This is a genomic window from Kribbella lupini (assembly GCF_039529595.1).
GTDB lineage: Bacteria > Actinomycetota > Actinomycetes > Propionibacteriales > Kribbellaceae > Kribbella > Kribbella lupini.
Map to the genome: position 1 here is coordinate 892,955 of NZ_BAAANC010000003.1, position 18,087 is coordinate 911,041.

Annotated in this window: 17 protein-coding genes; 12 read left to right on the forward strand and 5 right to left on the reverse strand. The window is 69.0% G+C overall.

What is annotated here, in order from left to right; translation table 11 throughout:
• Positions 1-30: 30 nt before the first annotated feature.
• Positions 31-2,190: an MMPL family transporter gene (locus tag ABD235_RS30375; RefSeq protein WP_344180381.1), complete on the forward strand. Its 2,160-nt coding sequence runs from the start codon at positions 31-33 to the stop codon at positions 2,188-2,190.
• Between the two features lie 159 nt (positions 2,191-2,349).
• Positions 2,350-3,435, forward strand: a complete 1,086-nt coding sequence (locus ABD235_RS30380) for an NAD(P)/FAD-dependent oxidoreductase (protein WP_344180383.1) — start codon at positions 2,350-2,352, stop codon at positions 3,433-3,435.
• Between the two features lie 110 nt (positions 3,436-3,545).
• On the opposite strand, the gene yczE is transcribed toward ABD235_RS30380, so the two are convergent.
• Positions 3,546-4,223 carry a membrane protein YczE gene (gene yczE, locus ABD235_RS30385; protein ID WP_344180385.1) on the reverse strand — a complete coding sequence of 226 codons (678 nt, stop codon included), beginning with the start codon at positions 4,221-4,223 and terminating at the stop codon, positions 3,546-3,548.
• 62 nt (positions 4,224-4,285) lie between these two features.
• Here yczE and yczR point away from each other — a divergent pair, with 62 nt between their 5' ends.
• Both yczR and msrA read left to right on the forward strand, forming a co-directional pair.
• Positions 4,286-5,728, forward strand: a complete 1,443-nt coding sequence (gene yczR, locus ABD235_RS30390) for a MocR-like transcription factor YczR (protein ID WP_344180387.1) — start codon at positions 4,286-4,288, stop codon at positions 5,726-5,728.
• An 87-nt stretch (positions 5,729-5,815) separates the two neighbouring features.
• Positions 5,816-6,460, forward strand: coding sequence for a peptide-methionine (S)-S-oxide reductase MsrA (msrA, locus tag ABD235_RS30395; RefSeq protein ID WP_344180388.1), 645 nt, complete (start codon positions 5,816-5,818; stop codon positions 6,458-6,460).
• 45 nt (positions 6,461-6,505) lie between these two features.
• Here msrA and ABD235_RS30400 read toward each other — a convergent pair whose 3' ends face one another.
• The gene (locus ABD235_RS30400) at positions 6,506-7,267 is read right to left on the reverse strand and encodes a class I SAM-dependent methyltransferase (RefSeq protein WP_344180390.1); all 762 of its coding nucleotides are present in this window, start codon (positions 7,265-7,267) and stop codon (positions 6,506-6,508) included.
• Between the two features lie 37 nt (positions 7,268-7,304).
• Entirely contained in the window at positions 7,305-8,867 is a 1,563-nt protein-coding gene (locus ABD235_RS30405; RefSeq protein WP_344180391.1) for an amidase, read from the reverse strand.
• Between the two features lie 58 nt (positions 8,868-8,925).
• On the opposite strand from ABD235_RS30405, the gene ABD235_RS30410 reads away from it, so the two are divergent.
• The 4 genes from ABD235_RS30410 to ABD235_RS30425 all read left to right on the forward strand — a co-directional run bounded on the left by ABD235_RS30410 (position 8,926) and on the right by ABD235_RS30425 (position 11,099).
• Complete coding sequence (locus tag ABD235_RS30410) at positions 8,926-9,504, forward strand: hypothetical protein (RefSeq protein WP_344180393.1); 579 nt, start codon at positions 8,926-8,928, stop codon at positions 9,502-9,504.
• Between the two features lie 198 nt (positions 9,505-9,702).
• A complete protein-coding gene (locus ABD235_RS30415) occupies positions 9,703-10,044 on the forward strand; it encodes a YciI family protein (RefSeq protein WP_344180395.1) in 342 nt (113 codons plus the stop codon).
• Between the two features lies 1 nt (position 10,045).
• Positions 10,046-10,402: a YciI family protein gene (locus ABD235_RS30420; RefSeq protein WP_344180397.1), complete on the forward strand. Its 357-nt coding sequence runs from the start codon at positions 10,046-10,048 to the stop codon at positions 10,400-10,402.
• Between the two features lie 61 nt (positions 10,403-10,463).
• A complete protein-coding gene (locus ABD235_RS30425; RefSeq protein ID WP_344180399.1) occupies positions 10,464-11,099 on the forward strand; it encodes an SMI1/KNR4 family protein in 636 nt (211 codons plus the stop codon).
• 63 nt (positions 11,100-11,162) lie between these two features.
• Here the strand turns inward: ABD235_RS30425 and ABD235_RS30430 are convergent, their stop codons facing one another.
• On the reverse strand, positions 11,163-11,795 hold the full coding sequence (locus tag ABD235_RS30430; RefSeq protein WP_344180401.1) for a histidine phosphatase family protein: 633 nt from the start codon (positions 11,793-11,795) through the stop codon (positions 11,163-11,165).
• A gap of 78 nt (positions 11,796-11,873) precedes the next feature.
• Positions 11,874-12,401 carry a DinB family protein gene (locus ABD235_RS30435; protein ID WP_344180403.1) on the reverse strand — a complete coding sequence of 176 codons (528 nt, stop codon included), beginning with the start codon at positions 12,399-12,401 and terminating at the stop codon, positions 11,874-11,876.
• A gap of 73 nt (positions 12,402-12,474) precedes the next feature.
• Between ABD235_RS30435 and ABD235_RS30440 the strand changes: the two genes are divergently transcribed.
• The 4 genes from ABD235_RS30440 to ABD235_RS30455 all read left to right on the forward strand — a co-directional run bounded on the left by ABD235_RS30440 (position 12,475) and on the right by ABD235_RS30455 (position 18,059).
• Positions 12,475-13,050 (forward strand): hypothetical protein, encoded by a 576-nt coding sequence (locus ABD235_RS30440; protein ID WP_344180405.1) that lies wholly within the window; start codon positions 12,475-12,477, stop codon positions 13,048-13,050.
• A 205-nt stretch (positions 13,051-13,255) separates the two neighbouring features.
• Positions 13,256-15,301, forward strand: a complete 2,046-nt coding sequence (locus ABD235_RS30445) for an MMPL family transporter (protein WP_344180406.1) — start codon at positions 13,256-13,258, stop codon at positions 15,299-15,301.
• Between the two features lie 3 nt (positions 15,302-15,304).
• Positions 15,305-16,480: a sensor histidine kinase gene (locus tag ABD235_RS30450; protein ID WP_344180408.1), complete on the forward strand. Its 1,176-nt coding sequence runs from the start codon at positions 15,305-15,307 to the stop codon at positions 16,478-16,480.
• Positions 16,481-16,889: 409 nt separating this feature from the next.
• On the forward strand, positions 16,890-18,059 hold the full coding sequence (locus tag ABD235_RS30455) for an amidohydrolase family protein (protein WP_344180410.1): 1,170 nt from the start codon (positions 16,890-16,892) through the stop codon (positions 18,057-18,059).
• Positions 18,060-18,087 lie beyond the last annotated feature (28 nt).

An 18,087-nucleotide genomic window follows, 5' to 3' on the forward strand; every position in this document is an offset into this window, starting at 1 on the left:
GGTAGACCGGCACGGCAGAAGGGGCTCACCGTGTTCAACCGACTCGGACGGTTCGTCGTCCACCACCCGTGGAAGGTGATCGCCGCCTGGGTGATCGCGGCGGTCGCCGTGCTCGCCTTCGCGCCGACGCTCGCCGACGTCACCAGCAAGGACCAGGCCAGCTTCCTGCCCGACTCCTACGAGTCGGTCCAGGCGCAGAAGCTGGCGGCCGACGCGTTCGGCCAGACCAACGACGCGACCGCGAGCATCGTGGTCAAGCGGTCCGGCGGCGGTGAGCTGTCCGCGGCCGACCAGGCCGAGGTGACCGGTCTCGCGAAGGCGATCACCGACGCGAAGATCGAGCGCGTCACCGCGGCGGTCACCGGCCCGCAGGCGCTCTCGCCGAACAAGCAGGTCCAGCTCGTCAGCGTCGGCCTCAAGGGGCTCGCCGACGACCAGGCCGTGCTCGACGCCGTCCAGAAGGTCCGCGACGTCGCCGGTCCCGCGCTCGCCGACAGCGGACTGCAGTACGGCGTGACCGGCGACGCCGCGCTCTACCTGGACAACCAGGACGCCTTCGAGAACGCGTTCGTCGTGGTCGGGATCGCGACCCTCGTCCTGATCGTCGGCCTGCTCCTGTTCATCTACCGCAGCCCGGTCGCGGCCCTGCTCCCGATCCTCACCGTCGGCCTGGTCAGCGCGATCGCGCCCGGCCTGATCGCCCTGGCCGCCAAGGCGTTCGACCTGCAGGTCACCCAGGACCTGCAGACCATCCTGACCGTCGTGCTGTACGGCGTCGGCACCGACTACATCCTGTTCCTGCTCTTCCGGTACCGCGAACGCCTGCGCGCCGGCGAGGAGCCGAAGCAGGCCCTGATCACCGCGGCCGGGCGGGTCGCCGAGGTGATCGTCTCCGCGGCGGGCGCGATCGTCGTCTCCTTCAGCGCGCTGCTGCTGGCCGTGTTCGGCGGGTTCAAGAGCCTCGGCCCGGGGCTCGCGATCGCCGTCGCGGTGATGGCGTTCGCCGCGATCACGCTGATCCCGGCGGTCGTGTCGCTGCTCGGCCCGAAGGTGTTCTGGCCGTCGAAGTCGTGGCAGCGCACGCCGAAGGGCGCGACGTTCAAGCGGCTCGGCAAGTTCACCGCCAAGCGGCCGGCCGTGGTCGCGACGATCTCCGGCGGCATCATGGTCGCGCTTGCGCTCGGCACGCTCGGGATGAAGATCGACTACGACGCGTTCGCCCAACTGCCGGCCGACACCGAGTCGGCTCGCGCGATCAAGGACCTGCAGACCGGCTTCCCGGCCGGCGCGCTGAACCCGACGACCGTCTACGTGAAGAGCACCGACGGCAGCCCGCTCGACCCGGCCGAGCTGAAGCAGTACGCCGGCAAGCTCGCGCAGGTCGACGGCGTCGGCGCGGTCCTGCCCGCCTCGGCCGACGGCTCGCCTGCTCTGCTGAACGATGACAAGACCGTTGCCCAGATCAACGTCGTACTGGACGGAGCGCCGTACGCGTCGGAATCGCTCGACCTGGTCGACGGCGCCCTGAAGGACGCCGCGCACGCCGACGCACCCGCCGGTACGACGACCTTGCTCGGCGGCGTGACCTCGTCGTACACGGACATCCGGGACGCGAACAGCCGCGACCTGTCGGTGATCTTCCCGGTCGCCGGCGGCCTGATCGCGATCATCCTCGCGCTGCTGCTGCGCAGCCTGCTGGCGCCGCTGGTGCTGATGATCGCGGTGGTGCTCAGCTTCTTCAGCACAACGGGTGCCACAGTATTGGTCTTCCAGGGCGCTGCGGGGCACGCCGGGGTGTCGTTCTCGCTGCCGATCATGCTCTACCTGTTCGTCGTTGCCATCGGCACCGACTACAACATCCTGATGATCGCCCGGCTGCGTGAGGAGGCCGAGGAAGGCACCGATCCACGCACCGCGGCCGATCTCGCGATCGAGCACGGCGGGCCGTCCGTCGCGGCGGCAGGCCTGATCCTGGCCGGTACGTTCTCCTCGCTGATGCTGGCCGGGATGGCGCTGCTCACCGAGATGGGCTTCTCGGTCGCCGTCGGGATCGCGATCTCCGCGTTCGTGATGTCGATCTTCCTGGTCCCCAGCGTCACCGCGCTGCTCGGCCCGAAGGCCTGGCGGCCACGCAAGCTGAGGATTAAGCAGCCGACCGCCGACGACCGTGAGCTGGAGCCGGTCGGCTGACCGTCGGAGCTGCAGGCTGAGGGGTCCTGCACAGCGAGGCCCGGACCGTCGAAGGTCCGGGCCTCGTTGCGTGGTGAGCTCTCCACCGCCCGGCCCCGGCGCTTGCTGGAGGGCGATATTCGGTGTCGTGGTGAGACCCTCCCCTGTTAGAACAGCGGGATGGCGGAGCGCAGCATTGTCGTGGTCGGTGCCGGCATCGTCGGCGCGTCGCTCGCGTACCACCTGAGCGGGCAAGGCCGACCGGTCACGCTGATCGACGCGGGCCTTCCTGGTTCGGGCGTCACCCGGGCTTCGTTCGCCTGGATCGGGCGACCGGTCAGCAGCGATCGACCCTCGGCGGCCTTGCGTTACCTCGCGCTCGACGAGTACCGGCGCCTGGAGGCGGAGCTTCCCGGGTTGGCGATCCGCTGGACGGGTTCACTGGTCTGGGACGGCTTTGACGACAATCCGGGACCTTTCGCGGATGATGTTGGTCGGTTGGAGCCGCGGCTCGTCGATCCCCCAGCCGAGGCCACTCACCATGCCGGGGACGCGGCGTTCGATCCGGTCGCCGCGACCGAGCTCCTGGTCGCCACCGCGCGTGAGCGAGGTGCGCGATTGCTGGTCGGTACGACGGCGACGGCGCTCGAACACCACGCAGGCGCGGCAATCAGCGGGGAACGCCCGGGAGACGCGGTGACCGGCGAGGAACACCAAGCAGGCAAGGTGATCGGCGTCCGGACGACCAACGGGACGATTCCCGCCGAGACCGTCGTACTGGCCGCCGGCACCGGCAGCGTCGGCCTCTGCGCCGGCGTCGGCGTCACTCTCCCCGTCGAGCCGTCGCCTGCGATCCTCGTCCGGTTGCGCGCGACGCCCGGCCTCGTGCGGGCGATCGTGGCGACACCGGCGCTGGAGGCCCGGCAACTGGACGACGGCACCGTCCTGGCTCCGACGATCTACAGCGGCGAGACCGATCAGGCCGCGCTGCTCGCGACCGCCGGGCGCGTGCGCGACCGGTTCGCCGCCGCCTTCCGCGGGGCCGGCGACGCCAAGGTCCTCTCCGCCGAGATCGGCTGGCGGCCCATGCCCGTCGACGACGAGCCGATCATCGGCACACCGGCCGGCACCGAGGGCCTGTACGTCGCCGTCATGCACTCGGGCATCACCCTGGCCGCCGCCGTCGGCCGCCTCGCCGCTGCCGAGATCATCACCGGCCAACCGGCACCCGAGCTCGAAGGCTGCCGGCCAACCCGGTTCAGCTAGCTGTCCCGACCTCGCCTCCCCCTCGCCCCTTCGACTTTGTGCACGGTTCGGCCACATTTCGGCGCGAGATCTGGCTGAACCGTGCACAAAGTCGAGCGGATGCGGCGGGTTTAGGCCTTCGCGCGTTCCGGGAGGCGCACGGTGAAGATCGGGAGCAGGATGTGGACCAGCGGGCCGATCGCCAGTGCGTAGGCGACGGTGCCGAGGCCGACCACGCCGCCGAGCAGCCACCCGACGGCGAGGACGGTGACCTCGATGCTCGTCCGGACGAGGCGCACGCTCAAACCGGTACGCCGTACGAGGCCCGTCATCATCCCGTCGCGCGGACCCGGGCCGAACTGGGCGCCGATGTAAAGCGCACCGGCCAGCGCGTTCAGCACGATGCCGCCGACGGTGAGGAACAGGATCCGCACCCACAGCGCGTCCGGCGTCGGCAGCAGCGCCAGCGACAGGTCGGTGACCAGGCCGATCACGATCGCGTTGCTGATCGTGCCGAGTCCCGGCCACTGCCGCAGGGGGATCCAGAGCAGCAGCACGACGAAGCTCATCGCGATCACCACCGTGCCGAAGCTGAGCGGCAGGTGCGCGGTGATGCCGGAGTGCAGCACGTCCCACGGGTCCAGGCCGAGGTGGCTCTCGATCATCAGGCCCATCGAGGCGCCGTAGAGGACCAGTCCGACGTACAGCTGGACCAGGCGGCGCGGGAGCCGGCCGGCCTTCAGCTGCTCGATCGGGTTCAGGGCGGCGAGCGTGCGCGGCGGCGTGGTGGGTTCAACGGTGGCGGTCACAGGATCCAGTTTCGACGCCAGTGGCCTGGTGATCGATAGCCAATTGAGGAATAGTGGACTGCATGACTGGCCAACAACTCCCCGCGAGCACCCTGAGCGGCCTGCTCGGAGCGTGGTCCGACACCAACGGACCGGCGTACCGGGCCCTCGCCGAACGCCTGCGCCTGCTGATCGCGGACGGGCGGATCATGCCGGGCTCGCGGCTGCCGAGCGAGCGCGAGCTGACCGACGCGCTCGGAGTCAGCCGTACGACGGTCGCCTCGGCGTACCGGGAGCTGCGCGACCGCGGGTACCTGACCAGCCGGCGCGGTTCGGGCAGCGTGACCGCGCTGCCGTCGCGGATCGAGCCCGAGCTCGGCCGGCACCACGCGCCGGGGATCGACACGGACGGGCTGTACGACTTCACCTGCGCGGCGTCGCCCGCCGTACCCGGAATCAGTACGGCGGTCGCCGCGGCGATGGAGGACCTGCCGCACCACCTGGCCACGCCGGGCTACCACCCGCAAGGCCTGCCGGAGCTGCGTGAGGAGATCGCGGCGTCGTACGAGGCCCGCGGGCTGCCGACGTCGGCGGACCAGATCATCGTCACGGCCGGCGCGCTGGCGGCGACGTCGATCGCGATCCGGGCGATGACGCAGATCGGCGACCGGGTGCTGACCGAGAGCCCGACCCACCCGAACTCGGTCGACGCGATCCGGCGCAGCGGCGCCCGCGTGGTCGCGGCGCCGATGAGTCCCGGCGGCTGGGACCTCCCGTTGCTGGAGGCAACGATCAGGCAGACCGCGCCGCGGGCCGCCTGGCTGGTGGTCGACTTCCAGAACCCGACCGGCCGGCTGATGTCCGCCGCCGACCGGCAGCGGCTGGCGATCGCGTTCGCGCGCAGCCGGACGACGGCGATCATCGACGAGACCCTGTACGAGCTTCCGCTGGACGGGCAGGAGATGCCGCCGCCGTTCGCGTCCTTCGACCCGACGGGCGTGATCACGATCGGCTCGGTGAGCAAGTCGTTCTGGGGCGGGCTGCGGATCGGCTGGCTGCGGGTGCCGGAGACGCTGGTCGCGCGGATCCTGGACGCGCGGGCGTCGATGGATCTCGGGGCGCCGGTGCTGGAGCAGCTCGTTGTGACGCGGCTGCTGCGGGAGCGCGCGTCGATCCTGCCCGAGCGGCGGGCCGGGTTGCGGGAGCGACGGGACGCACTCGCTGACGCGTTGCGGTCGGTGCTGCCGGACTGGAAGTTCACGCTGCCCGGCGGCGGGCTGTCGATGTGGTGCGAGCTGCCGGCGGCGGTCGGGTCTTCGCTGGTGGGGGTCGCGCAGCGCAACGGCGTACTGCTGGTGGCCGGGTCGCGGTTCTCGCCCGAAGGTGGGCTGGAGACGTTCATGCGGTTGCCGTACACGCAGGACCCGGACACGCTGCGTCACGCCGTGGAGCTGCTGGCGGCGTCGTACGGGCAACTGACCGAGCGCGGGCCGGCTCGCCGTACGGCGGCCGCTCTCATCGCCTGACGTCATCGCCACGTAATCCCCGCTGGGAAGGTTCACTCCTGGGGTCGTGTTGAGACACTATGAAAGTCATTCTGCGAGAGGCGTGAGATGTCGTTCTTCAAGCGCAACACCGCTCTGGTCGAGCCGTCGGCCGCACTGCCCGGCCGCCCGGAGCCCGGCTACGCCGTCCCGGCGGACAACATCGTGCTCGGTACGCCGCAGACGGCGCCGGTGCCCGACGGCTTCGAGGAAGTCTGGTTCGGCACCGGGTGCTTCTGGGGCACCGAGGAGATCTTCTGGCAGCAGCCCGGCGTTTACACCACCGCCGTCGGCTACGCGGGTGGGTACAGCCCCAACCCGACGTACGAGGAGGTCTGCACCGGCGGAACCGGCCACACCGAGGCCGTCCGCGTCGTCTACGACCCGACCAAGACCACCTTCACCGACCTGCTGAAGGTCTTCTGGGAGACGCACGACCCGACACAGGGCATGCGCCAGGGCAACGACCTGGGCTCCCAGTACCGCTCCGCGATCTACTACACGACCGAGGAGCAGCGCGCGGAGGCCGAGCGCACCCGCGACCTGTACGCCCCGGTCATCAAGCCCCGCGGCTACGGCGACATCACCACCGAGATCGCCCCGCTGGACTCGTTCTACTACGCCGAGGGCTACCACCAGCAGTACCTGGCCAAGAACCCCAACGGCTACCGCTGCCACAGCAACACGGGAGTTCCGTTCCCGGCTGAGGCCTAGGACTGAACCTTCGGGCGGGCGCATCGCGCCCGCCCGAAGTGCGTTCTAGCGCCGGCGGGCGAGGTGGGCGGTGACCTCGGCGTTGATTTCCACCGTCTCGGGCAGGACCTCGAGGATCCGGCGGAAGACCTCGTCCCGGTCCGCGGGCTCCAGCAGCACGTACGCCGAGACCGTCGACAGGTGCCCGACGTACTCGTGGGCGCTCATCGTCAGCCGCCGTTCGACGACCAACTGCCGGACATCGGTGAACCACTCCGACTCCTGGAGCTCGGTGCCGGGCCAATCCATCGGGCGATCCGCGGGCGGCCTGTCGTCAGGTGACGGGACGCCGTCGTACTCCAGGTACGGCGCACGCGCCGCACGCGCGGCCTCCTTGAGATCCGGGTCGGCCAGCTGGATCGGTACGGCGAACGAAGCGAACACCCCACCTGCCTGGACGAGCGCGGCCATCCGGGCCCAGCGGCCTTCCGGCTTGGTCCAGTGCAGCGCGGCCGCCGAGTACACCAGCTCGTACGACGTATCCAGCGGCAGATCCTCGAACGCCGCTTCCACGGCCGTGACGCTCGCCGGCAGCTGCTTGCGCAACTCCGCGAGCATGGCCCCGTCGGGCTCAGTCGCCGTGACCGCGACCCCTCCCTGCGCGAACACCCGCGTCGCTTTGCCCGTCCCGGCGCCGATCTCCAGCGCCGTCCGGATCGGCCGACCGGCGTACGCCGACACCAGCTCGAGGAGTTCCGCCGGGTACCCGGGCCGGAACCGCTCGTACGTCTCCGCCACGGTCCCGAAGCTCAACGCGCGCTCAACCATCCCGGCATCCTGGCAGCTCCGGTGCCTCCGTCGCCTGTCATCTTCCAGGCGCCTGAAACCCACCGAGCTCCTGCTCGAGCAGCTCCGCCAGCCGCAACGGCGTACGGTCCTCGAACATCGGGCCGATGAGCTGCACTCCCACCGGCAGACCTTCGGGCGACAGGCCTGTGGGGATCGCGGTCGCGGGCAGACCGGGCATCGTGGCCAGCCCGGCCCAGACGAGCTGGTCGAAGTACGGGTGTCCAACGCCGTCGATGTCGAGCCGCCGTTCCAGCACGTCGGGGTTGTGATCGTGCGGGAACGCGGGAGTGGGTGTGATCGGGCACACCACAGCATCGAACTCGGCGAAGAGCTGCCTCCAGCCGTGGCGGTGAAGCTCGCGACGATTGGCGAGCTCGAGCCAGTCGCGGTGACTGAACACCATCGCCCGCAGCCGCGCCGCGTCGAGACTCTGGTCGTCCGCGCTCAGCCCGGCGGCCTGGATCTGCAGCTGCTCGTAGGCGTCGACTGGGAAACGCGCGACGGAACCCGAGAACAAGAACTGCATGTACGCCGTCCCGGCCTCGGTCAGGTCGGGCAGCAACGGGCTGTGCCGTTCGACGCGGGCACCAGCGTCGACCAGAGCATCGGCGACCCGATTCACCCCCGCCCGTACGGCGGACCCGGTCGGAATCAGCGGATGGTCCTCGAGCACCAGCACCCCGAAGTCCGACAGCCGCTCGTGACGCGCGGGCGGCAGCGTCACGTCGTACGCGATGCCGTGCGTCAGCGGATCCGGTCCGACCATGACGTCGAGCAGGAGCGTGAGATCGCGGGCAGTCCGCGCCATCGGACCGGCGACGGCGAGATCGAGTTCGACCGGCAACGGCGCTGCCGGCGGCGCGACCATGCCGCGGGTCGCCACCAGTCCGATCGTCGGCTTGTGCGCGTAGATCCCGCAGAAATGCGCCGGCGTCCGCAGCGAGCCGGCGAGATCGGACCCGATGGACAACGCGCCGAACCCCGACGCGAGCGCCGCCGCCGATCCACCGGAAGACCCGCCCGAAGTCCGCTGGTGATCCCACGGATTGTTGGTCGTCCCGTAGATCTCGTTGAAGCTCTGAATGTCCTGCAACCCCAACGGCACATTGGTTTTCCCCAGCACCACAGCCCCCGCGGCCTTCAACCGCGACACCTGTACGGCGTCCTCTGCCGGCCGGTGATCCCGGTACTCCGGCATCCCCCAACTCGTCGGCAACCCAGCCAGGTCGTAGGACTCCTTCACCGTCATCGGAATCCCCAGCAACGCCCCCTCCTCACCCCGCGCCCGCGCCGCGTCGGCTTCACGCGCAGCACCCCGCGCCCGCTCGAAGTCCCGCACACAAACCGCGTTGATCCCGTCGTCGTCCCGCTCGATCCGGCCAATCGCCTCCTCGGTCAACTCCACCGAACTCACGTCACCAGCCCGCAACGCGGCAACCATCTCTTCAGCCGTCTGAAAGTCCCTCGCCATGAACATGAACCCGACGCTAAACCGACCATCGTCAAGCCATAAAGCCCCTTTATCTGCAACAGAATCGCCTTCCCTGGTTGCCGGGCAGAGCCACAAATTCCAAGGCATCGCAACTGCGCTGCGCTCGTGGCGTTTCGCAGCACCTGGCCGCGATAGCGTGGGGCCGGTGAGCATCTTTCGTCGCCGCCCGGTGGACCCTGCTGAAGTCGTACTCCGACGGTTGTCCAGGAGCCTGCGGTGGTTCCGGCCGTCCCTCGACGAGGCGTCGACGCCGACCCAGCAGCTCGAGCACCTCGCCCAGCATCGGCTGTGCCCGGCGATCGATCAGGGGGACGCGGCGCCGGTGGTGACGGCGCTCCGCATCGCCGAAGAGGCCTTGGCGAGTGCCGATCTCGACGGCGAGCTCGACCAAGCGCTCACGCTGAGCCTGATCGAGACCGTGAGCAACTGGTGCTCCTGGCCGGAGGCTCCGCCCGAGGCGGTGGCGACCATCGAGGCCGCCATGGGCCCGCTGACCCGCGCGCGGTGGGACTCCGTCCGGAACCAGGGCACGCTCGTGGCCGACTGGATCCGCGCCGGCGGCGCACCCGACCGCCTCGGCGAACTGCCGGCGACGTACCGGAAGGTCGAGAACGCCGATCTCCGGTTCCTCACGCGGTCGAACCTCCAGTACGTCGACGAGACGATGGCCGTGGGCACCCCCGATCGGTTGCGGCACGAGCTGGCGACCGGTCAGGGCATGTAAGGCGTACGCCGCCCGCTGCCGACCAGTACGTTGCCCGCCCCGAGCGCGAACGGAAGCAGCCGAGCGCGTCCGGCGGGATCGGCCGGATTTCTCAGCTCCTCGCGTGTTTCTCCCGATAGCCTGTCGGATCCCAGGGCCGTCGTTCGTGGTACGGGTGAGAGGCGGCCGCAGGCGGCTGCCGGGCGAAGGAGCGATGTGATGACGCACTACCTGATCTCGTTCGACGACGGGACGATGGACGCCACGGAGGAGGAGCTGCCGGCGGTGGCCGAGGCCGGGCACGCGGTGATCCAGGAGGCGAAGGACGCGGGGGTGTTCGTGTTCAGCGGTGGGCTGGACTACCGGCAGAAGCACGCCACCGTGGGCCGTGACGGCGTGGTCACCGACGGGCCCTACCCGGAGAGCAAGGAACTGCTCGGCGGCGTACTGATCGTCGACGTTCCGACCTTCGACGACGCGCTGAAGTGGGCCGCGAAGACCGCGGCGGCGTGCCGGTGCCCGCAGGACGTGCGCGAGTTCTTCCCGTTCCGGAGGTTCTGAGGTGACCAAGTACCTGATCTCGTTCGAGAAGGGCGCGATGGACCACATTCCGGAGGCGGACTGGCCCGAGGTGGGCAAGGCCGCCCGGGCGGTGTGCGACGAGGCCAAGGACGCCGGGGTGTTCGTCTTCGCCGACGGGCTGAGGTACGACGACGGCGACGTGCAGCACGCCGTGGTCGACGTCGACGGCGTGGTCACCGACGGGCCGTACCCAGAGAGCAAGGAGCTGATCGGCGGCGTACTGATCGTCGATGTCCCCATGCGCGAGGAGGCGCTGCGGTGGGCCGCCAAGACCGCAGCCGCTTGTCGGTGCGCCCAGGACGTGCGCAAGTTCATCGACGGCCCGAACAACGCCTGACACCGCGATGGGGGCCGCCGTTCACCAGCGGCGCGCCCCTTCGCGGCACGATGATGTCCGCATGAACACGGATGTTCGGCCGTCAGTGGCGGCCTCGTGGCGCCGGATCGACACCTGGCTGGCGGCGTACTCGCCGACGGATCTGGCGTTGCTCAACCCACCGGTGCAGCCGGATCGACTGGAGTCGCTCGAGCGCGTGCTCGGCGTACCGGTTCCCGACGATCTGGCCGAGTCCTTGCGCTGCCACGACGGCGCCCGCGAGTGGTCGACCATGCTGCCGGAGCAGTCGCTGCTCAGCGCCGAGGCGATCGCCGAGCGCTGGCAGATGCTGATGGAGCTGGCCCCGGACTTCGACGGCTTTGAGACGCTCGAAGGGAACGACGAGCCCTGGTGGCATCCGCTGTGGGTCCCCTGGGCGGAGGAGGCCGGCGGGGACCCACACGTGCTGGACCTACGCCCCGGCGCCGATGCCGGACGGCTGGGTTGGGCGGTTCACGACGGCTGCGGCGACTTCTCCGACGCGTGGCCGAGCCTGGCGGACTATATGCACACGGTGGCGGAAGCTCTCGCCCACGGCGGCGGCGTACGGGGTAGGTATCCCTACCTGACCCCGGACGGGCGGCTGTGGTGGGACGACGGCCCGGATTGCCAGACCCTCCACGGCAAGCCACTCACCGCGGCACCGACGTTCAGCTAGGCCGATCGCCAAGATGCAGGTCCCGGCCCACTCTGGAATCGAGGTGCATCCGGCTGACGAGGGCTAGACGCGCGGACCTGCTGGGAAGCCCGTCCAGCGCAGGTCGGCGGGCAGGTGCTGCATGTCGTTGTACAGCAGGACCGACGAAGGCCGGTCCGGCGTGTAGCGGAGGACGGTGAGGGCGGCGTTGCAGTGGGAGAGGCTGAGCCAGCGCCAACGCGGTGCGTCCAATGCTTGGGTGACGAGCCAGGCGATCAGGAAGTTGTGCGTGACAATTAGTTCGTGCTGCTCGTTCTCGCCTGCGGCTGGGCCGGTGAAGCTGTTCAGCGCTAGGCGTGCCAGCTCGGGCCCGTGCTCGAGTTCCTCGGGCGTGGCCTGCTGCAGGAAGCCGAGCAGCTGATCGGCTGAGTCCGGTGGTAGCTCGTCCTTCGTCGGTACGTACGGCACGTAGTCCCCGGCCGCCTGCGAGACCTCCAACGGGACGTCCGCGGTGAGCTGCTGCTTGACCAGGTGAGCGGTCTCGGCTGCTCGTCGGAGGGGGCTGTGGTGGACGGTCGAGAAGGGGACGTCCCGCAGCCGCCGGCCGAGCAGGGCGGCCTGCCGGCGGCCTTGCTCGGTCAGGCCGCCGTCGTCCGGCAGGGCCTCGCCGTGCCGGACGACGTACAGGTACCGGGTTGCTCGCTGATCGCCTGGCATGCACTGGTTGACGCCGGCGGCGCGGGGCGAGTTCGCCGGCGTCGCGCCGCCGCCGCTTCGTTGGCGTTGGGGTTGGGGTCAGCCCATCGACTTCTGGCCGTCGATGGTCTCGCGGATGATGTCGGCGTGGCCGGCGTGCTGGGCCGTCTCGGCGGTGATGTGCATGAACACCCGGCGTACCGTCCAGAAGACGCCCGGCGGCTGCCAGGGCGCGGCCGGGAGCTCGTAGCTCGCGTCGAGGTCGAGAGTCTTCACGAGCTCGTCGGTCTCCGCGGCGATCCTCTCGTACTCGGCCAGTACGCCGGCCAGCGTCTCGCCCTCGACGAGCCGGAACTTGTCCTCCCACGCGGCCACGAACTCCGGCGTGAACTCGACCTCGGTCACGTCCTCGCCGCCGCCGTTGCGGGCGAAGTCGGCCCAGTTCTGCTCGACCGCCGTGACGTGCTTGATCAGCCCGCCGACCGTCAACGCACTGACCGTGCTCCGCGTGTTGGCCTGCTCGTCGGTGAGCCCCTGCGCGGTGTGCCGCAGGAAGTACCGGTGCTTGCCGAGGAAGTCGAGAAGGTCGGCCCGCTCACCGGTCAAGGTCTGCTCGTTTGTCGTCATACAACGACTCTAGGACGAGTAGCGGCCAGCTTGTGTCCGCTTCTCTAGCCTCTTCGGTTGAGATCATTCGGGCATGCCCGACGTACCCGCGAGCTTCCGCCAGGACTGGATCCGCCTCTGGAACCTCGCCGAGCGGCTGACCACGGCGCACCCCCGCTCCCGCTTATTCAGCGAGCCCGAGCACCCGTCGACGATCTTCGGCTTCGCCGGTTTGTTCCTGGACTCGCCGTACGAGCCCGGGCGGGTCAGCGACTACCCCAACGGCCCGCAGAACGCGTTCGCCTTCGCGTCGACCGGCGGTGACGGCGTACATTTCTGCGCCCTGTTCGGCCCGGCCGATTCCCCGACCACCACGGTCGTCCTCTGCGTCCCCCTGGCCGACGAGCCGAACCACGTTGTCGGCACGAGCCTGCCGGAGTTCCTCGCCCTGGGCTGCCTCACCGGCTACAACCTCGACGACCTCGCGTACCACGGCCCGTACGCACTCCCCGATCGCCCGGAGATCCCCGAGGAATCCGCACGGGCATTCCTCCTCAGAGCCCTGACCGAAGAGTTCGGCCTCGCCCCATGGCCGGACGTCGTCAGCCGCCACGCTGAACTGCAGAACCAGTACGGCCACGACATCGAGTGGTCGCCGTACCCGGACTGACAGCTGTTGCTCCGGCTAGCCGGCCTGCCCAGCCGTCCTTCGTACTCCCCACGGAGTACTGGGAAGTGTCTGCCGTGGCCGGACGCTCAGCGCCGGCTGCATTGGGAGCCTGATCACCATGACGACTCAGCTACGGGCACCTAGCCCCCCGAAATTCGACAACGGACCAAAGAGATCACGGGCCAAGACCGCGCTGCCGTGGTTCATGCTGGCTGTGTGGATCGGGATGGTCGTGGGCGGCCTCTCACTGGCCGGCAAGCTCGACTCGGTGACTCGCGACAACCAGGCCGACTATCTGCCGGCCGGCGCTCAATCGACCAAGGTGCTCCTGGCCGAGGCCGGCCTGCCCGACGGTGGGGATGGCCTGCTCGTGGTCGTGTACGAACGAGCCGCCGGTATCCAACCGGGTGATCGGGCGGCGGCCGAACGCGACTACACCGAACTGGCGAAGCGATTCGGCAACGACGCTGACGCACCTGCGGAGATCGTCGAATCCAACCACGGCACGGCGCTGATGCTCGGGCTACCGCTGGACGACAACTGGGTCACCGATGAGGCCGAGGCCACCACGGTTGCGGATGCTCGTGCCCTTCTCGCCGACCGGCCGGCCGGTCTGAACGCCTATGTCACCGGTCCGTCAGCGATCGGGGCCGACATGGACGAGATCTTCGATGCCGTGGACGCGAGGTTGCTGCTCGCCACGGCGGTGGTGGTGGCGCTCCTGCTGATCCTGACCTACCGCAGTCCGCTGCTGTGGCTGGTACCACTCGTCTCGGTCGGGGTCGCGGCGGTCACGTCGATGGGTGCCGTGTATGCGCTCACCCAGGTCTTCGACTTCACCATCACGAGCATGAGCTCGGCGCTGCTGATCGTGCTGGTCTTCGGCGCAGGCACCGACTACGCCTTGCTCCTGGTGTCTCGCTACCGCGAGGAGTTGCACCACCACGAGCGCCCGATCGACGCGATGAAGGCGGCGCTGCGTGGGGCCGGCCCGGCCATCGCCGCTTCGGCAGCGACGGTAACGGCAGGTCTGTTGTGCCTGTTGGTCGCAGATCTCAACAGCACCAGCGGTCTCGGTCCGGTGGGTGCAGCGGGCATCGCGGCCTCGTTGCTGGTCATGCTGACGTTCTTCCCGGCCTTGCTGGTGGTGCTCGGACGCAGGATCTTCTGGCCGTTCATGCCGCGATTCGGGGCTGAGGCACGCCGGTCCGGATCGCGTTGGGCCAGGCTCGGTGAGCTGGTCGATCGTCGACGTGTGGTCAGTTGGGCCGCGCCGCTGGTGATCCTGGGCGCTCTCGCGCTGGGCTTGGTGGGTGCGAACGGCGCGCTTCCGCAGCTGGACCAGTTCGCCCGTTCCATTCCGGACTCGGTGACGGGTGCGAAGCTGATCGACGAGCGCTTCCCTGGTCAAGGCGGTCAGCCGGTCACGGTGATGAGTCGGCCGGACAAGAGCAGGGAGGTCCTGGCTGCCGTCCGGAGCACGTCCGGGGTTGCCGGCGCCGAGACCGGTCGGGCCGGCAAGGACTGGGTGGAGATCGAGGCGATCCCGGTCGACTCGCCGGAGAGCGCGGGCGAGACGGCGACGATCAAGCGGCTGCGGGACACCGTCCAGAAGGTGGCCGGTGACGCCGCGCTGGTCGGCGGGCCGAGTGCCGAGCTGCTGGACACGGACGAGACGAACAAGAGCGACCGCAATCGGGTGATGCCGTTGATCCTGCTGGTGGTGCTCGTGATCCTGGGGCTGCTGCTGCGGGCGGTCGTGGCTCCGTTGGTGCTGGTGGCAACCGTCGTGGTGTCGTTCTTCGGAGCCCTTGGACTGTGCAACCTGTTGTTCGACCGGGTGCTCGGATTCGGCGGCTGGGAGTCGTCGGTGCCCCTGATCGGGTTCCTCTTCCTGGTCGCACTCGGTGTCGACTACAACATCTTCTTGATGAGCCGGGTCCGTGAGGAAGCCGTCCGGTACGGGACGGTAGAGGGCACCAAGCGCGGCCTCGCGGTGACAGGCGGCGTGATCACCTCGGCCGGCGTCGTGCTGGCGGCGACGTTCGCGGTGCTCGCCTCGCTGCCGCTCGTCATGCTCATCGAGATCGGGGTCCTGGTCGCCGTCGGTGTGCTCATCGACACCTTGCTGGTGCGCTCCGTCGTGGTTCCCGCACTGACGATGTCGCTGGGCTCGCGGATGTGGTGGCCCGGCAAGCTCTCGCGCACAAGAGAGGACCGCGAGGAGGACCGGGTCGATGAAACCGTGTGAACGATGACGGCGCTCCGCCCGCCGGTAGCCGACAGGCTGCTGGCGGCGGGGTCGTTCGTGCTCGGCGTCGCCGCGGCGATCATGCTCGAGGTGGTCGACTTCGACGGCGAGCGCAGGGTGGATGTGTGGGCGGTCGCGCTGCTGGGCGCGATGGCGGCGCCGGTGTTGGCCCGCCGGCGCCGGCCGATCCTCGTCGTCCTCGCGGTCCTCGCCGTGTCGACGCCGTACCACATCCTCGACTACCCCCACGAGGCCACGATGCCGGCCTCACTCGTGGCGGCGTTCGCGGCGGCACGCTACAGCGAGCCGCAGCGGCGGCCCGTCGCCGTCCTGGTAGCGGTGGCCGCGGTGACCGTGCCTGTTCTGGCCGACGAGACGTCAGGGGCACTGAGCGATGCTCTCCTCGGCGTCGGCTGGCTCTTCATGGCCTTCTTCGCCGGGCTGGCGGTCCGCTTCCGTGGAAACTGGAAAGCCGTCGTCGCCGCGCGGCTGGAGCAGGAGCGTGCCGACGAGGTCGAGCGACGGGTCGCCGAGGAGCGGGTCCTGATCGCTGCCGAGCTGCACGACGTCCTGGCGCACGGCCTCGCCGTCGCGAACGTCCAGGCGTCCGTCGCCGCGCACCTGATCGACCAGCTGCCGGACCGCGGGCATCCGTCGCTGCAGGAGCTGTCCAGCACGCTGCACGACCTGTCGGACACGAGCCGGGCCACGCTCCAGGAGCTGCGCGCCGTTCTGGACGTCCTGCACGGGGGCGAGATCGAGCCGGCCGAGCCGGCGCCCCACCTCGGCGAGCTGCAGCGCCTGGTCGAGATGGCCGAGGCTGCTGATGTGCGGGTCGACCTGGAGACCGCCGGGCTACCGGACCACCTACCTTCGACGGTGTCCGTCGTGGCCTACCGGATCGTCCAGGAGTCACTCACCAATGTCATTCGGCACTCGACGGCCGGGCACGCGACCGTCCGACTCGACCAGGACGGCCACCGACTGCAGATCACAGTCGTCGATCACGGGCCCGCACAACCGAGCTCAAGGGTGACACCGGCCGGGTTCGGTATCGCCGGGATGACAGGACGAGCACAGGCCGTCGGCGGCGAGCTGTCCGCCGGCCCGGGCGAGTCCGGAGGATTCGAGGTGCGGGCCAGCCTGCCGCTGCCGGAGACCTGGCGGGTTCCCATGTGATCCGGGTCCTGCTCGCCGACGACCAGGCCCTGGTGCGCGCATTCGCAGTGCTGGTCAACTCCGCTGACGACATGGGGCAGGCGGATTCCTGGCCAAGGACACCCGCCCGCGAACCCGACAAAGGCGCGACCTGGGGTGCTCCTCGCGCTGTCAGCGAGCCGGTGCGGACGAAGCAGCGGGTGGCTTGCCGTTGAGGCGTTCACCGGGGCTCGCCACAGAGCAGCACTCTTCGCCCTCCGTACTCCGTGCGGAGTACCGGGAGATGTCTTCCGTGGGCGGACGATTCGGGCGGGCGGACCTGGGAGCGTGATCCGCACGGCGAAGTCGGGAGCCTCGAGGACGAACTCCCCGGCCTGTTCCACGAGATCGCCGACGCTCACCCACAACCCGACGAAGGAGCACCTACAGAATGGAACCGATCGAGCAAGGCCCACCGCGACGGTTGCTCGGGCGCCGCGGGTTCGTCGCCGGCGCGGCCGCCGCACTCGGCGCCGGCGTCGGAATCTCCGCAACGGCAGTCGCGACACGCGACGGCGGCACGAAGGATTCGCAAGTCTCGCTCACCGAGAAAGACATCACGCTTCGCGACCAAGATCTGAAGTTCATCGGCACGGAAGAGACCTTCTCGACTCCCGAGCTGATGAGGCTGAACTCCATCAACAAGGACCACATCGCGTTCCTCACGGAACTCGGTCTTGCGGATCTGGGCGAACGCCGCATTCGCGATATGGACCAGGGGGGACTCAACGTTCAAATCCTCTCCGCGCACACACCGTCCGTACAGAATGTCCCTGGGAAAAGGGGGATCGACTTCGCCTACCGCCTCAATCGGATGCTTGTCGAGGGACCGATGGCCAAGTACCCGGGCCGCTTCCAGGCATTCGCCACCTTGCCCTTGCAGAGCCCGGAGGCGGCGGCGGACGAACTGGAGCGATCGGTCCGCGAAGACGGCTTCCTGGGTGTACTGACCAACGGACACATCACCAAGAAGTACCTCGATCATGCCGATTTCGAGCCCGTACTGGCGCGTGCCCAAGCTCTCGACGTGCCGATCTACCTGCATCCCGGGTATCCAGCCGAGGAGATCTACGACATCTACTTCCGCACGACACGGTCGGGATACACGAAGGAGTTCCAGGACTACATCTTCAGTGGGTCCGGACTTGGCTGGCACCAAGAGGTGCTGATCCAATGCGTCCGGATGATCGCGTACGGGGTTTTCGACAGATTCCCCAAACTGAAGGTCATCGTGGGCCACATGGGTGAAGGCCTTCCGTTCTACTACGAGCGGATCGCCAACGACATGGGCGAGCCGACCGAGAACTCGCTCGAGAAGCCGTTCGAGCAGTACTTCCAGGACAACTTCTGGTTCACAACCAGTGCATTCTTCCAGGATGATCTGCTCCATCAGTTGCTGAAACACATCAGTGTGGATCGAGTGATGTTCGCAACCGACTATCCCTTCATCGACAGCATCAAAGAAGGGACCGACTGGTTCCGAGCAGTCGATCTTCCGCGTGCGGACAAGGAAAAGATCGCCTTCCGCAACGCCGAGAATCTGTTCGGCATCACGGTCTGACGCACCGGGGCCCGACCGACCGTGCCCG

Excerpts from the sequence above, each read along its gene's own strand:
- ABD235_RS30445 (WP_344180406.1), top strand. The coding sequence starts at position 13,256 with ATGCTGGCTGTGTGGATCGGGATGGTCGTGGGCGGCCTCTCACTGGCC.
- ABD235_RS30435 (WP_344180403.1), bottom strand. The coding sequence starts at position 12,401 with ATGACGACAAACGAGCAGACCTTGACCGGTGAGCGGGCCGACCTTCTC.
- msrA (WP_344180388.1), top strand. The coding sequence starts at position 5,816 with ATGTCGTTCTTCAAGCGCAACACCGCTCTGGTCGAGCCGTCGGCCGCA.
- ABD235_RS30405 (WP_344180391.1), bottom strand. The coding sequence starts at position 8,867 with ATGCCTTGGAATTTGTGGCTCTGCCCGGCAACCAGGGAAGGCGATTCT.
- yczR (WP_344180387.1), top strand. The coding sequence starts at position 4,286 with ATGACTGGCCAACAACTCCCCGCGAGCACCCTGAGCGGCCTGCTCGGA.
- ABD235_RS30425 (WP_344180399.1), top strand. The coding sequence starts at position 10,464 with ATGAACACGGATGTTCGGCCGTCAGTGGCGGCCTCGTGGCGCCGGATC.
- ABD235_RS30455 (WP_344180410.1), top strand. The coding sequence starts at position 16,890 with ATGGAACCGATCGAGCAAGGCCCACCGCGACGGTTGCTCGGGCGCCGC.
- ABD235_RS30380 (WP_344180383.1), top strand. The coding sequence starts at position 2,350 with ATGGCGGAGCGCAGCATTGTCGTGGTCGGTGCCGGCATCGTCGGCGCG.
- ABD235_RS30430 (WP_344180401.1), bottom strand. The coding sequence starts at position 11,795 with ATGCCAGGCGATCAGCGAGCAACCCGGTACCTGTACGTCGTCCGGCAC.
- ABD235_RS30415 (WP_344180395.1), top strand. The coding sequence starts at position 9,703 with ATGACGCACTACCTGATCTCGTTCGACGACGGGACGATGGACGCCACG.
- ABD235_RS30450 (WP_344180408.1), top strand. The coding sequence starts at position 15,305 with ATGACGGCGCTCCGCCCGCCGGTAGCCGACAGGCTGCTGGCGGCGGGG.
- ABD235_RS30400 (WP_344180390.1), bottom strand. The coding sequence starts at position 7,267 with ATGGTTGAGCGCGCGTTGAGCTTCGGGACCGTGGCGGAGACGTACGAG.
- ABD235_RS30440 (WP_344180405.1), top strand. The coding sequence starts at position 12,475 with ATGCCCGACGTACCCGCGAGCTTCCGCCAGGACTGGATCCGCCTCTGG.